The 15138-nt window shown below is 43.3% G+C and carries 13 protein-coding genes; 6 read left to right on the top strand and 7 right to left on the bottom strand.

Annotated elements, in window-relative coordinates; translation table 11 throughout:
• Window positions 1-49 precede the first annotated feature (49 nt).
• A complete protein-coding gene (locus tag KSK55_RS07310; protein WP_218608742.1) occupies window positions 50-1135 on the top strand; it encodes a ribonuclease H-like domain-containing protein in 1086 nt (361 codons plus the stop codon).
• The gene (locus tag KSK55_RS07305; RefSeq protein ID WP_218608741.1) at window positions 1113-3362 is read left to right on the top strand and encodes a DEAD/DEAH box helicase; all 2250 of its coding nucleotides are present in this window, start codon (window positions 1113-1115) and stop codon (window positions 3360-3362) included. The genes KSK55_RS07310 and KSK55_RS07305 overlap by 23 nt, the downstream gene beginning before the upstream one ends.
• A gap of 18 nt (window positions 3363-3380) precedes the next feature.
• On the opposite strand, the gene KSK55_RS07300 is transcribed toward KSK55_RS07305, so the two are convergent.
• Both KSK55_RS07300 and hycI read right to left on the bottom strand, forming a co-directional pair.
• Complete coding sequence (locus tag KSK55_RS07300; protein WP_214420338.1) at window positions 3381-3815, bottom strand: hypothetical protein; 435 nt, start codon at window positions 3813-3815, stop codon at window positions 3381-3383.
• A 48-nt stretch (window positions 3816-3863) separates the two neighbouring features.
• Window positions 3864-4325, bottom strand: a complete 462-nt coding sequence (gene hycI, locus KSK55_RS07295; protein WP_214420339.1) for a hydrogenase maturation peptidase HycI — start codon at window positions 4323-4325, stop codon at window positions 3864-3866.
• A gap of 85 nt (window positions 4326-4410) precedes the next feature.
• On the opposite strand from hycI, the gene KSK55_RS07290 reads away from it, so the two are divergent.
• Genes KSK55_RS07290 through KSK55_RS07280 form a run of 3 tightly spaced genes read left to right on the top strand, consistent with a single transcriptional unit; the run spans window position 4411 to window position 9324 of the window.
• Window positions 4411-5112, top strand: coding sequence for a vWA domain-containing protein (locus KSK55_RS07290; RefSeq protein WP_218608740.1), 702 nt, complete (start codon window positions 4411-4413; stop codon window positions 5110-5112).
• On the top strand, window positions 5066-5926 hold the full coding sequence (locus KSK55_RS07285; protein WP_218608739.1) for a PP2C family serine/threonine-protein phosphatase: 861 nt from the start codon (window positions 5066-5068) through the stop codon (window positions 5924-5926). Before KSK55_RS07290 ends, KSK55_RS07285 begins: the two co-directional genes overlap by 47 nt.
• Window positions 5926-9324 carry a hypothetical protein gene (locus tag KSK55_RS07280; RefSeq protein WP_218608738.1) on the top strand — a complete coding sequence of 1133 codons (3399 nt, stop codon included), beginning with the start codon at window positions 5926-5928 and terminating at the stop codon, window positions 9322-9324. The genes KSK55_RS07285 and KSK55_RS07280 overlap by 1 nt, the downstream gene beginning before the upstream one ends.
• 199 nt (window positions 9325-9523) lie before the next feature.
• On the opposite strand, the gene KSK55_RS07275 is transcribed toward KSK55_RS07280, so the two are convergent.
• Window positions 9524-9979 (bottom strand): hypothetical protein, encoded by a 456-nt coding sequence (locus tag KSK55_RS07275; RefSeq protein WP_218608737.1) that lies wholly within the window; start codon window positions 9977-9979, stop codon window positions 9524-9526.
• Complete coding sequence (locus KSK55_RS07270) at window positions 9976-10257, bottom strand: nucleotidyltransferase domain-containing protein (RefSeq protein WP_218608736.1); 282 nt, start codon at window positions 10255-10257, stop codon at window positions 9976-9978. Before KSK55_RS07270 ends, KSK55_RS07275 begins: the two co-directional genes overlap by 4 nt.
• A 172-nt stretch (window positions 10258-10429) precedes the next feature.
• Between KSK55_RS07270 and KSK55_RS07265 the strand changes: the two genes are divergently transcribed.
• Entirely contained in the window at window positions 10430-12214 is a 1785-nt protein-coding gene (locus tag KSK55_RS07265) for a histidine kinase N-terminal 7TM domain-containing protein (protein WP_218608735.1), read from the top strand.
• A gap of 455 nt (window positions 12215-12669) precedes the next feature.
• Here the strand turns inward: KSK55_RS07265 and KSK55_RS07260 are convergent, their stop codons facing one another.
• Genes KSK55_RS07260 through KSK55_RS07250 form a run of 3 tightly spaced genes read right to left on the bottom strand, consistent with a single transcriptional unit; the run spans window position 12670 to window position 15082 of the window.
• Complete coding sequence (locus KSK55_RS07260) at window positions 12670-13845, bottom strand: DUF4114 domain-containing protein (RefSeq protein ID WP_218608734.1); 1176 nt, start codon at window positions 13843-13845, stop codon at window positions 12670-12672.
• A gap of 5 nt (window positions 13846-13850) precedes the next feature.
• Entirely contained in the window at window positions 13851-14297 is a 447-nt protein-coding gene (locus KSK55_RS07255; protein WP_218608733.1) for a type IV pilin N-terminal domain-containing protein, read from the bottom strand.
• Window positions 14298-14299: 2 nt separating this feature from the next.
• On the bottom strand, window positions 14300-15082 hold the full coding sequence (locus KSK55_RS07250) for a type IV pilin N-terminal domain-containing protein (protein ID WP_256664276.1): 783 nt from the start codon (window positions 15080-15082) through the stop codon (window positions 14300-14302).
• Window positions 15083-15138: the final 56 nt, after the last annotated feature.

The following is a 15138-nucleotide window of genomic DNA, read 5'->3' as shown; positions in this document are numbered from 1 at the left end:
CCCGTGGGTATCACATTTTATATGCCCATCTGGAGACCGTACTTGAGTCATGGCAGGGGCAGATCTCGCAGGTATAGGAAGACGGTGGCAGGAACGAATAGCAGCAGCACCTGAATACACTGTCGTCCCTCATGATAATGTATTCAGACTTGGTCTGAACCGATATCCGGTAAAAGAATCTGTGTTTTTTGAAAAAAATTATTTATTATCCAGACTTTGTCGTGAATATGAAGGAACCTATCTTGAGGATTGTCTGCCTGGTGAGGAATATACAAACCAGGAAGGATTATATTATGTCCTTCATTCCCGGTTTTCTGCCCCCCTGATGGATACCAGTATCACGGAACTTGACAGACTCTTCCGAAAAGAACTCACACTTGTCCGGGGAATCGGACCGGCCATGTCTGTCAGACTCAGAAACCGGGGGTGTAAAACACTTGAAGATCTTGCAATGCAACGAAAGTTCCGACCTTTGGCATGTAGTGTCCTTGAGGTCTTGGAACGGGAGCCGGTGGATATCTGCCGGTTACTTACAGCACGAAAAGGTGCATCTCATCCCCTTACCCTCTTGACATCCGGTCTTTTTAAACCTGAATCTTTCAGATTTGTTGATATTGAAACACTGGGGATTTTTGGCCGGCCACTTATTCTTATAGGACTTGGGTTTTTTAAAGATGGACAGTTCCAGGTCAAACAATATCTTTTGCGGGATTTTGGTGAGGAAGCTCCGGCACTGTGTGCATTTCTTGATGAGATTCCGGATGATGCGGTTTTTGTAAGTTTTAACGGGAGAAGTTTTGATATCCCTTATATTGCAGACCGCCTTGCCTATTACGGCCTTCCACCACTTCCATCTGTTCCCCATTTCGATCTGCTTCATCCCTCACGAAGGCTGTGGAAATATACCATTCCTGACTGCAGGCTTGGTACACTTGAGAGCAGAATACTACAGATTACCCGAGATGATGACCTGCCCGGAGCCCTGGTTCCGGAATGGTACTGCCGGTATATGCAGACACATAATCCCGGCCCCCTGGTTCCGATTGTCGAACACAACCGGCAGGATGTCGTAAGTCTTGCCTTCCTTCTTACCAGGCTTGTCCGGGAATGGTATGAGCGTCTCCGGTTTTCTTGAGCTTGTCCTGGAGAACCGGCGGTACTCCAGCCATATTGCATATATTCATAAAATTCCCGGGAAAGATGCTATATATAGTTCGTGTCCTGAAGTTTTACCTGACCGGGTGAAAGAATGGTTGTTCAGGGAAGGGATTTCTCTTTACTCTCATCAGACCGAAGCCATCAGGGCAATCGCAGCAGGGGAGGATGTTATTCTCTGTACCCCGACGGCATCAGGAAAAACGCTTTCTTTTCTGTTACCATTTCTTACCATCCGGGAACAGGTACGGGATGCAACCGCTCTTGCCATTTATCCGGCAAAAGCTCTGACCCGTGACCAGCTCAGGACCATCAGGGATCTTGAGAAATCAACCGGGATGCAGCTTGATCCGGCGATTTATGACGGGGATACTCCTCAGTATGATCGGCCACTGATACGATCCCAGGCTGGTTTAATCCTGACAAACCCGTACGAACTGCATCAGATCCTCCCGTGGCACCGGCAATGGTCATCATTTTTTTCAAGACTGGAGTATGTCATTCTTGATGAGGCTCACCAGTACCGGGGGGTATTTGGTAGCAGTATGGCCCTTCTCATCCGACGGTTGCTCCGGATTTGTGATCATTATGGTTCAGCCCCACAGTTTTTTCTCTCGTCAGCAACCCTTGCAAATCCCGCAGATTTTGCGTGCCAATTGACCGGAAGAGAGATGACGATAATTGATACCAGTGGTGCTCCGACCGGGTCACGGTATTTTGTTTTGTATAACCCATACCAGGAGATGGCACAACCCCGATCAGTTTATTCAGAGAGTGCAGAAATACTCTCCATCCTGGTTGATTCAGGTCTTCAGTCTCTCTGCTTTACTGGATCTCGACGGATGACTGAACTGGTCTCTGTTTGGACCAAAAACAGTCTTCGTCAAAAATCCCCTGAGAAGATGAACAGTATTGCTGCATATCGGGCTGGGTATCTCCCAAAAGAGAGGCAGGAACTGGAGCGGAACCTGAAAGCCGGAATGATGAGAGGGCTGGTCTCGACAAATGCCCTTGAACTTGGGATCGATATTGGATCACTTGACGCGGTTATTTTAACCGGCTATCCAGGAACGATGATGTCTGTCTGGCAGCAGGCCGGACGAGCCGGGAGATCAACAGCGGATTCGCTTGCTATACTCATTGCGATGCAAAATCCCCTGGATCAGTTCTTTATGAGGCATCCAACGGAATTTTTTGCCCGTCCCCACGAACATGCAATTATTGATACAAAAAACCCCTACATCCTGTCAGGACAACTGCTCTGTGCCTCATCAGAACTTCCCATTCAGCCCGAATCAGATATCCGGTGGTTTGGAAAAGGGATTTCAGGACACCTTGATGCTCTCGTTGAGAATGGTCTTATTGCCAGGACACCACGGGGATATGTCTACACCGGGAGAAAACGGGCAAGTGAATTGGTCTCTCTCTCCCTGATAAGTGAGGTCTGGACAGTTGAAGTAAAAAGCCGGGTAATAGAGACCCTTGATGTCAGACAGGCATGCAGAGAGGCTCATCCGGGTGCGGTTCTGATTCACCAGGGTGAACGCTACATCGTTGCCAGCTGGGATTTTGACCGCCACCGGATCCTTGCGATGAAAGAGGATCCCGGATATTACACCAAGGTAAATCAACAAACCGGGATCGAGATACGGGAACGGCTCATGAGTCGGGAAATTTCCGCAGGCACCTTGTTTCTCGGTCGGGTTGAAGTGTCTGAATTGTATCATGGATACCGGCGGCTTATTGATGAAAAGACGATCTCAACCGAACCGCTCTCACTTGAACCCATAACCTTTGAGACTATATCTGTATGGATTGAACTTTCTTTGGCAGGAATGGCAGCAATTGGATCAGATCGGGACATCGGAGGCTCTCTGCATGGTACAGAACATGCCCTGATCGCGATGATGCCATTTCATGTACTCTGTGATAGGTGGGATCTTGGAGGATTATCTACAACAAGTTCTTCAGAATGTCAGGGAAAACCGGTTATCTTTATTTATGACGGATATGAGGGTGGTATTGGTCTAGCAGAGCGTGCATATCATATTTATGAAGAGCTCTGCCAGTCATCAGAGTCCATGGTTCGCGAATGTCAATGTGCAGATGGATGTCCTGCCTGTATTTACTCACCGAAATGTGGGAATGATAACCAGCCGCTTGATAAAAAGGGCTGTCTGGCTCTTCTCAGAACTATCTCATCTTAGGTCACGAGGGTATTCGGGTTATTTTTTCGCTTTTTCTTTCGCCTTTGCTTCTGCTGCTGCCTGGGCGGCTTCTTTCTTCTTTTTAAAATGTTCTGTTATCTTTGTAATATGGGCAATTTTATCCATCTCTGCACCATAGAGAGCCAATCCCTTCTTGTCAACAGATATTATTTTGTACATCTGTTTTATCTCTTCAGGAATCCTCATGCCAGGAATTGCCCTCATATTTATAAAATTTTCAATTTTTACCTGGAAATTTTTCACCAGTAACGTCCGCATCTCCTGAATATAGGCACGAAGGGCTTTGATGTCTTCCTGATTCCATTGTAAAATAAGCTTTTCAAGTTCAGATAAACGATCAATAGCCTCCTGGCTTTTTTCAATATGCTCATCAACGGCCTGTGACAATGCCATCTCGGCCATCTCAGCGCTATCGATATTTTCATATTGCATATTTATTCACCCTCAGAAATTTGTATATAATATTTCCTGCAGCAGAAATCAATCTTGTTCCTTTGCATCTTCTTTTCCCAGGACTAATACCTTGTCAAAGTCATGTGACCTGATGATGGTTATGAGAGAATCTGCAGCAGAACGAACCGGCACGGTGAGCGGTGTATCTGGATCAAGGCAACCTGGCTGTATTCCGATAAAGTATATCTTCGACCATGGTGAGACCTGATCGATGAGGTATGCGAGAGACATCTGATGTGTCCCAATACCTACATCTCTGATATACTCTGATGGTATTATTCTGATAGTGCCTGGTGCAGATCCCATATCAACCGCATCGACTATCACGATGATATCAGGTTTCCGAGTTCGGATCGGACGAATGAAATTTTCCGGAACAATTCCGGCATTTAATACCTCCCATTCCGAATTATGTAGTGCCTCTGCAACATACGGACCAACACCGTCATCTCCAAGCAGATCATTTCCAACTCCCAGAACAAGATACACATGGTATAGTCAGCGTCCTCATACCTTGAATTATCCGGATTGTTATTAACAATCATTTTATAAGTTACCGGCCAATTTTCAGATAATGGGCGAAGATAAACTGGAAGATATCGTTGATATTCCATATCCGCAACATCCCCACTGTGCTACGGTTCTGGTCCTTGACACTTCTGCATCAATGTCAGGCAATAAAATTGCAGAGTTAAATGAAGGCCTCAGGATTCTCACCGATGAACTGAAAGAGGATGATTTAGCTGTAAAACGAATTGATCTTGCTGTTATTACTTTTGGGAAAGGTGTTGAACTTGTCAGGCCTTTTACGGGAATGTCTGAGTTTGAACCTCCAGAACTGGTGGCTGGTGGTTATACTCCGATGGGTGAGGCGATTCTTGAAGCGATCCGAATAGTAGAAGATAGAAAGGCTGAGTATCGCAGAATTGGGACCGATTATTACCGGCCATGGGTTTTTTTGATTACTGATGGTCAACCGACAGACATGCGAAAAGGTGATGGAAAATGGGAAGAGGTCATACATGCGGTCCATGGTGGAGAACATGATCATAAATTCTTGTTCTGGGCTCTTGGGGTTGATCAGGCAAATATGATCCTGCTTCGGGAGATTTCACCTCCGGGTCGGACTCCTCTTATGCTCAAGGAGGCAAAATGGGCTGATATGTTTTTATGGCTCTCAAAAAGCCTTTCCCAGATATCAGATTCCCGGATTGGTGAACAGATATCTCTTGAAAACCCGGTTGGTCCTGAAGGCTGGGGTATCATTCAGTTGTAATCCTATGCCTGACTCAGGATTAAACAAATTTTTTGCATGTGGAGCCTCAGTCGCAGGAACCAGACATATCCGTGATCTAATTCCGTGTGAAGATGCCTGGGCTTATGATACCTGTAAAGACTTTCTTATTCTTGCTGTAGCAGATGGACTCTCTTCTGCAGAATATGGGGGAAAAGGAGCGGAAATTGCTGTACACTCCAGTATTCAGGCTGCTGTTCAGTCTCTCAGACAAGTACCTGGAGGAGACGACGAGAATGATTCTTCCGTACAAGAAAAGCCTGATTGTTCTGATATTGTTCATAAGGCTATTCGATCAGGGAGAAATGATCTCATTACTCATGCTGAATCAGAAGATATTCCCCTTTCATCCCTGGCAACGACTATTCTCATTGCCCTCCTCTCCAGTGAAGGAGTAACCTGTGGACATATCGGTGATGGTGCCTGTGCGATTTTATCTGGAAACGAGGTATCCCTGCTCTCTGTTCCGGGCAATACAGAATATGCAAATGAGACTGCTGTTCTGACTCAAAACAACTGGGAAAAATCTTTGCGGGTCTCTTTTGGACCTGGAGATGCTGTTCTTCTTGCAACCGACGGATGCCAGGGAGCACTGATGAGAAAAGAAAATGGTCAAGCAGCTCCGTATATACCATTTATTTCTTCTCTGGTACGATCCCTTGAGCGGTTTTATCAGGAAGGTCGGGACTGTAATGTTGAGATTGAGGATCTTTTGTCATCTTCACGGATGCGGGCATTATCTTCAGATGATCTAACGCTTGCGGTTGGCTTTTTGATTTCTGGTGAGTCTGCCTGATGAGTGCCGTGTCATCCGGATCACAACCAAAAATCCGGGTTGACCGTACAGAAATAGATGTATCTCCCCTGGCGTCCGGTCCTGTCAGGGAAGAAATCCTTATTATGAATGAAGGAAAGGGCCGGCTTTATGGGAATATCCGATCTGATGCTCCCTGGGTTACTGTTCTTGATACGAATCTGAACACTCCCCTGGTTCAGCGGATCATTCTTCAGATTAGGCCTGAGAAAGCACCATCCGGAGGAGAGTCATGGGTTCATATTCTGTCAACTGGTGGAATTGTCCGGGTGAAAGTAAAACTAAAACGTTCCCCTGTTCCGGTATCTGCACTGAAACTTGATGAAAAGAATTTTCAGTTTTGTGGAATTACTAAAGATGAGACCCTCTCTTTTTCGCTGACGATACGAAATTCCGGACCTGGATTTTTATCCGGAACTGCTGTACCGCTCAATGACTGGATCGAGGTTCCGGTCAGGGGTATATGGACAAAAACTGTGCAGGTCATCCAAATTGTTGTTCATTCGTCCAAAGCACCTCAGGCAAGACATCCGATTGGGAGAATTCAGATCAGGACCAATGGCGGGGAAGAAACGGTTGAGGTTTCTTTGCATCGTTCACCGGAGAAAGGACCGATTGCAAAATTTACCCCGTCATCTATCCGAATATCCTGGTCTGTGCGGGGTATCATTGAAGAACGGCTTGTTATACGCAATATCGGGACCGGTACACTCCGGGGGACCATCCCATCAAAATATCCCTGGATTTCTGCAATACCATCAATTTTCTCTGTCCAGGACGTGGCGATCATTACCATCAGGGCAGATACCAGGTTATTACCTGGCACAGTCCCGGCATCTGTCCCTCTTGGTATTGTTACAAATGCCGGTTTGTATACGATAAATCTCGAGATTACCAAGGCTTTACAAACTCCGGTCAAACCGCGAATACACCTGCCCAGAATAAAAACCAGGTCCCGGATGACGGTCCTTGATGAGAAGGGCTCCCCTCTCCAGATCATCTCATCTGGAAAATCCGGAGGAGAAGGTGAGATCTGGTATGTTGAGGGGGATGATCACCGATGTGTCAAGGTTTTTCATCCACATCGGAGTTGTCCGGAGATGGAAGAGAAGATTCGGGCAATGCAGAACAGTCCACTCAAGACTCCTCCTGGAACAGGGATGTGCTGGCCGACCGGAGTTATCACTTCGGCATCATCCCAGTCACGGTTTATGGGATATTTGATGACCCGGCTGGATGAGCGGTATACTCCGGTTCATACCTGGTACGATAAGCCGGTGCAGGACTTTTCGTTTTGTCTGAAATCTGCCGGACGTCTTGCCAGGATTGTTGATGTTGTTCATTCCTCCGGACATTGTATTGGGGATCTTCGGGAGAACAATGTGTTCATCAGTGCGTCAGGAGATATCTGCCTGATTGATACCGATTCATTTCAGATAACGGATCCTCTTTCTTCGAAAACATGGTTTTGCAGGGTTGGAACTGGTGAATATCTCCCCCCTGAACTAATCGACGGATCTTTTGAAAAGGAGGATATTGACCGGCTCTTTGCAGATCGGTTTGCTCTTGCGGTTCTCATCTTTCGGTTTTTAATGCAGGGGGCCCATCCATATCAGGCACGTGGCCCGCTCATTGAAGATGCACCAACAACCCCTGATAAGATCCTTCGAGGGTTATTTGCATATGAAAAGAAGATTCCCGGGTTGTATTCTCCTGAGTATGCTCCTCCCTATGATCGAATTCCCGGACCTATCAGGGCTTTGTTTCGTGAAGCCTTTGTCACCGGTCACCAGCATCCACAGGCCAGACCTGAACCATCACGATGGATTTCAGTCCTTGATACATGTCTCCCTCATCATAACTCACCGGTGGTTTTTGCCGTTACACAACCTTCTGCACTTGTTTTTCCGGTTCAGGAAATATCAAAGCCCCCGGAATTTGTGGATGAACTTGGTTCTGTTTTGGAAGCCAAAGATCGGCTTGTCAGAATTCATCATGGGGAAATTCGACAAACCAATCGACCGGGTTACTCACTTCTTGTCGGATGGGAATCATACTCTCCTCTCTCCTCCTTAAAGGATATGAAACTCCCTCCTTCGGTCATTGTTCCGGTTATGATGGTGCATCAGAACACGAAAGCCGGAAAAGCCATTCGGTATCTGATCCCGGATATTGACTTTTCACGATTCGTTCACTGGCATGATGCAGCAGATCCTACCAGTCGGATGAAATGGAAAGGGAAAAAATTCTCCTTCCGTCACCGGGTTGCAGTTTGTCGAAACCTTCTATCAACACTGATCTCAATCTTTCGGGCAGGACTAGTCCCATTCAGCCTGTCACCCCGGTCAGTTTTTGTGGGTCCGGATAGTTCGGTCAGGGTTTTTGCAGTTCCAAAGAGATCCCAATCCTTTGATCATCCGGATGATACCTGGATTTTGCATATTCTGAACCTACTTTGTATGATGCTTATGGACGGATGCATGCTCTATCACCTGGACAAATCCAAATCATCCAAACATCATCTGTCATATATTCCGCATTCCGGAGTCATTCCCTATCCGATGAGAAGGGTTTTTTCGACCAGATTGACCGAATTACAACCATCATTTCACTCAATTGAGACATCTCTGCATGATTGGTTTTCATGTGCTGAAATGGCTCTCTACTCCCTTGTTTCGTGTCCGGTTGATTTGGATCACTGGTTTTGTATCCTTCCCGGTACCTGTCCTTTCTGCCAGAGAAACCAGCATGATGTGTTACAACTTTCATCCGGGCCTGTTTTTTACCAGATATCCTGTTCACCTGTGTTTCTATTATCAGCTCCTGTTCAGACAGTCCGGTATGTTAAACATAGAAGGGTACGACCTGAACGATTGTCAATACCGATCATCTTCCTCCCCTCATGTGTAAAACTACCTTATTTGTTACCCGGAACCAGGATTTTCCAGTTAGTTTCACGTAATAGTCCAGCCAGTTTTATTCCGGTTCGTTGGCAGAGATTTTTGCCTGCAATCATTCCAGTTACATCAACTGCATTGGTTGTAATTCCCCCTCCACGGCCACTTCCTGATGTAATTCATGTTCTTTTGGACATATCCCTGATTGATGAGATGCGATGGGTTGCATCACTTGAACAGATGAAGGCACTCTTCCTACCCCGGCTTATTGTCCCCAAACGCAACAGACGCCAGTATGTGAGAAAGAACTATTCGGTTATGATTTACCCAGGATTTTTTGGATCATTAGAAAAACCCTCTATGGAAAAACCGAAGAAACGAAAGAAGGAGATAAAGGAAAAGTCAAAAAGTGCTAAATCGGGGAAAAAGGGCGGAAAACTCACCAAAAAATTATCTGATTTCATTGAAGAGTATTTTGGTTAATTTTTATTCCGGTTTTCTGATCTTATTTCCCGGATACTTATTCCGGCTTTGGTAACCGGATATGACAGCTCCGTATCCCTGAAAAAAAAGATATTTTCCAAAACCTATGGATATTCTCCTGATCCTAATGAAAATTGGGATGCCTGGCTCTGTCAGGCTTTCCCCGATCAGGCCCGTCGTGATACCATTACTTCAGGTATCATGAGATAGTGAGGTATTTCTCGATATACGAATGAGTCATTTCTATAGATTCAATGAGGATAGGTGTTTCATCAAGGATATCATGAAAAAGCCTAATAACATCTTTCTGATTATACTCGTGAACGATGGTATTTCTTATCTCTCGTATTCGTTTCATATCCTCTGCAGAATTAATATATCCAAGTTTTTCGGCCCTGTTTATCCGATCAAGAATGGTTCCACCTGGTTCAAGTTCAATTATCTGGATAGTCCTGAACATCTGCTGGATAAGTAAATCGCTTGCTCTGGCAAATCTGCTGTTTAATGCTTCAAATGCATCCATCTCATCGAGCGAGTAATCTGTTTTTTTTCCGATCTGATTGCATATTTCATAAGAGTGCACAAGCCATGTTTTGCTTTTCAATAAAAATTCATCATTTTGAATCAGAATTTCTTTTGTTTCTCCCAAATTCATAATTCGATCCCCCCTTTCATGGCTATTTTCCCGAGAGCAGTCATCGGCTCAGGTTCAATGAGAATGTCAATTTTTTGTTCTCCAAGGCTTTCATATAATGCAATTTTTAGATCTCTTTTATCTTTTTCTGTCAGAATATGAGATAAAATAAAAATATCAATATCTCCTCCTTTTTTTGTATCATCAGTTCTCGAACCAAACAGGATTATTCTGGCTTTTGGATCACGGTGATGAATGGTATTTTTTATTGATGAAACTTCCCCATCAGAGAGTCGCATTCACATAGATATGTACATTCTCTCTAAAATTAATTCGGATAAATATGAAAAAAGATGTGATGATGGTTTTTCTTTTCGATAGCCGTAGGGAAATGAGAAACCTGTTTATACCCTCCGGATATACTCATAAGCACTGAACCATCTCTCATTCCCCGAAAAATTTGTGACTGATATGCAGTTCTCACTTTATGCCGGCCTTCTTCTCCTCTCCTGTCTCGTTTCCATAGCCTTAGCCGGTTATGCGTCTCACCGGACTTCTGACAAGGTGATGCGGGCATTTTTATTCCTGATGCTCGGAGTTTTTCTCTGGTCATTTACCTATCTTCTGGAAGCAGTTTCAACGTCAATTGAATATAAACTGGTCTGGGCAGTTTTATCGGTAACAGATCTTATTGTTCCGGTGCTGTTCCTCAATTTTGTGTTGCAGTTCTCTCGTCTTGGCAACCGGATTCCCCCAGTTGCTCTTGCTTTGTTGATGATTATCCCAGCGATAAGTTTTCTTCTGGCAGTAACATTTCCATTTCATGGGCTTGTCTGGCCGGAGATATATGTTGTCCAATCAATGCTTGCCGGGATATCTCTCATCTATATCCATGGTGCCTGGTACTGGGTAGAGATTGTCTATAGTTTTCTGCTCTACTTTGCAGCAGCCGGAGTGCTCCTACACTCTGTTATTCGATCACCACCGGTGTATGCCGTTCAGATGTGGCTTATTTTCGTAAGTTCACTCTTTCCTTTTATTTCAAGCCTGCTCTATGCACTTGCTTCTCCGATATTTCTCGGAATTGATTTTACTCCGATCTCATTTACCGTGACCGGACTCATTTTCATCTATGCAATAACCAGGTATCTTCTCTTTGATCTGATTCCGGTTGCCCATGAGCAGATCCTGATTGATATGCAGGAGGGAGTCATTGTAATTGATGAACGGGACCGGATCGTAGAGATTAATCCTGCTGCTGGAACCATGCTTTCACTCTCGATGGATGTCATCGGGAGTCATATATCCGTGCTCTCTCCTTTCCTTCCCAGTTGTGTTACGGAAGGCCAGGATTGTTCTCTTCCGGAAAACCAGATCTCCCATATAGGTGACCGGTGGATTGAGTTCAGGGTCTACCCGATTCAAACGGACAAATCACTGGCAAAAGGCGAAGGCAGGATTCTTCTTTGCATCGATGTTACCGAGCGTGAACTCTCCAAACTCGATCTTCAATCTCGAAATGAGCAGCTCGAAACTATGAATCTCCAGCTTGAACATGAAGTAACTGAGCGGCGTGCTGCAGAACAAAGCCTTCGTCTGGTTAATAAAAAGCTCAATCTGCTTACGAGTATTACCAGGCACGATATTTTAAACTGGGTAACGGTAGTGAATGGATATTCCCGGATGCTTGAAGATTCGTATCCTGAAAGTGATCCTGCGTACCTCAAGAAAATATTACAGGCAGGAGAATCCATCGGTGAGATTATTTCTTTTACTGGTGTGTATGAAGAGATGGGAAGTCAGGCTCCCCAATGGATTTCTATTGACATGATATTTGTGGAGCCTGATATCACCCAGTTGTCTTCAAAGATTTCTGTTACCCGTGACGTTTCCGGTCTTTTTGTGTATGCAGACCTAATGTTCTCCAAGGTTTTTTACAATCTTCTTGATAATTCCATCCGCCATGGTGGTGGAGCATCACAGGTCCGGATATCCGGTTTCCATTCAGGTCAGAATTATTGTCTGGTCTATGAGGACAATGGGTGTGGGATACCGGATAATGAAAAAGAATTGGTGTTTAAACAAGGGCATGGGAAGAACACCGGCCTGGGGTTGTTTTTAATCCGGGAGATTTTGGATATAACCGGTATTAGTATCAAAGAATGTGGAGTGTTTGGAGAAGGTGCCAGGTTTGAGATCCTGATTCCGGAAGGGGGATTTCGGATAGATATCTCTTCCTCAAGGCAAATTGGTTGATATTTCTATTAGTGCCTTAAATTTGGTTATAATTGGATATAGGTTAATTTTTGATGTTTTTAGCAGAGGGATTATTGTACCTGGAGGTGAGAATAACTGAAGGTGAGTTTTGCCAGTATTTTTGGGGGGTATGGAAAGATAAATCGGTTTATATGGGGTTAAAACTAGATTTATGCAGTTATTTGTGGACTAATTGACTGAAATGAGTACATTTGGACTAATTTGGTTGATTCGGATGTATATCGTGCTTCTTTTGGGGTCGGATTGGTCTTCATCCGGTGGTGTTGAGAAAAGGAGGCCAAAAACGGATGCTGTAGATTGACGGTATTGATAGATCTTATGGTGGGATTATGATTTCAGTGGATGAATAATATGTGTCATAGCAACGCAATAATAACACGTTTATATGTTCATCAATTATAAAAATATATATTTTGATTTTTATTGATTACGTACTAATAGTGGTATCCATCACTACAATAATTACAGATAGTGTCACTAAGTCCTGGGCTAATATCATCACACCATGGGGTATTTTTCTCACATTTGACTAAAATACTCTGGTCATGACCTAATTTCCACATTATATTGTTCGAGAATCTATTCGTCCAAAATGGTGCATTACGAACATCAATGTAAAATTTCTTGGGCTGACATCGGTATTGCTTGACCATTCCTGATCCTGTAAATTCATTCCATGGAAGACTTGATACATGGATTGGAATTTCCAAGCCATCTGATGAACTTTCATATGTAAATTGTGCGACACATGTTACTTTCCCTTTTGAATTCCACATTGGATCATTATATTTTGGAGATTTACATTTACAGACTGTCCCATTTACATAAATTGGGATAATCACGCCGCTTCCAGTATCATCATCTGCAGCACATCCCGTTGATAACTCACCACTTAAATAGAATTCTAAATCATTGTAATCTTTATCGCCCCCATTCCAAAAATCTTCAAAGCTAACCAGATACCTATGATGTGTTCCACTATTTTTAAATGTAATTGCAGCATGAGCTAATTTATCTGGATTTCTTGAGCTTGGGCCGGTATAGTATGTTTTTCCGTTAGCAGTATCGGAGAAGATCAATTCTGTTCCTGCAGGGAATTTACCTAAGTTCCACGTTGTTCCGAATGACGTTCCCTTCCGATCATTTGGCATTTCTCCTTCAGACCAACCTAACGTTTCGGTTCGCGGTTTTGATAATCTGAATTCATTTTTGTATCCAGCAGAAGAATAAGCAAAGTCTACAATAACATCAGTTGTATTGTCCATTACACATACTGACGCCCCAACACCTCCGAGATCAACGGGAATTACTGCAGTTGCAGTTGGTGTAGGGACAATCGGGGTTTCTGTGGGATAAAACCATTCCGGCTCATCAAAGTTTTTATCATCTTTAATAACTTTAAAATCATTTGGTACTTCTTCTTTTCCAGAGCTGATATTACCCCCAATTGATGAACTATAAGGAAAATCACCGATGTAAATGTCTAAGGCTCTTGGCTTTCCAAGGCCTTCATTTATCACACCTTCCTCTGCAACAACAATTGTCCAACATCCAATCAAAATTGCTACAAAAAAAAAACCTGCAATCTTTAAAATTTTGTTAAATTTCATATTAATCACCCGTTATTTTTCATTTGATACCAAATCACAATGACATCTCCATTTTTCATTATGTTAGTATTTCTTTTAAATGCAAATTTTTCTGAATCTTCATAAGAAGGAGAACATATCTGAGTTTTATCCAAGGATGAAAATATCTCTGCAGGATAAAACCACGTTGGATAAACAATGACTCTTTCCATTATGGTCCGATTAAAAAACTCAGTAGACAAGTAAAATTTCATTTTCTGGGGATCGATTGTATCCCCACCTTCATGTCGGGTAACAATAATAAAAGAACTCGAATTACATTGCAAACATGAGGAACTTAACACGACTTTTTCTTTTGCTTCAGGAGGCGGGGTTGAAAGTAATAACACACCAATTATTCCAATTCCCGTAATGACTAAAGCTACAAGAATTAATGCTCCAACAATTTCAGACAATGCTTTCTCTTTTCTCATTTTTACTCACATCGTGCAATCTCACTTTTTGTTCTTCCAAGCCACCACTGAACTTCATTGAAGAAATATACAGTAATTATATCTGACATATTTCCAGTATTATTAAAATCTTCGTGAACCACTACACTCATATTTCCAATAAAATAATTCCATGGCTTTTCTCGTTGTTGAACGGGAATGTGATAGTTATCTGTATCTGAGTCTGCATGTAACTGGTACTTAAATTGTGCATAACATGAGCCATCATCACATCCAGCTGGATTACATCCCGGATCACCTTTTTTCCTTGGATTAACTAAAACTGGAATTAGTTCGTGTGTAGGATCTTTACATGAATTAGAATCTTTAACGCAGGGAGCGTCTTTAATCTGCTCCTTAAAATTAACTTTTACCATGGGGGACTTAAATGGATAATATTGAATATCCATCCCGATTGGTTTTGAAGAGAAATTTTCTCTAAACCTTAAAGTTTGCCCACTTTTCCATTCTTTAACAGTATTCCAATATTCTCTGGATGAAAGACTACTATCACCAATATCGGAAAACATACAATCTTCAGGTGTCCCTTCGTAAACCCACCAGGGAATAATCTCTTTTGAACTTCCATCTTCAAGATAAAGAATGAACTTAATTTGATCCTGAGTCATGGATTCACCACCTCCATGATATAGGATTATTTCATAATCTCCTGTTAAATTACACCGAATGCAATATGACGTAAGTGAAGCTTTCGGTGTTTTATCTGGTGGTGGAGTTGAAAGCATGATCACTCCAATAATTGCCATGCTCAACATAACGATACTTATCAGAAGAACTGCTCCAATAACTTCTGATACTGCAG

The sequence above is a fragment of the Methanospirillum hungatei genome, from assembly GCF_019263745.1.
In the GTDB taxonomy this organism is placed as follows: domain Archaea; phylum Halobacteriota; class Methanomicrobia; order Methanomicrobiales; family Methanospirillaceae; genus Methanospirillum; species Methanospirillum purgamenti.
This window is presented reverse-complemented; position numbering and strand designations above follow the sequence as displayed.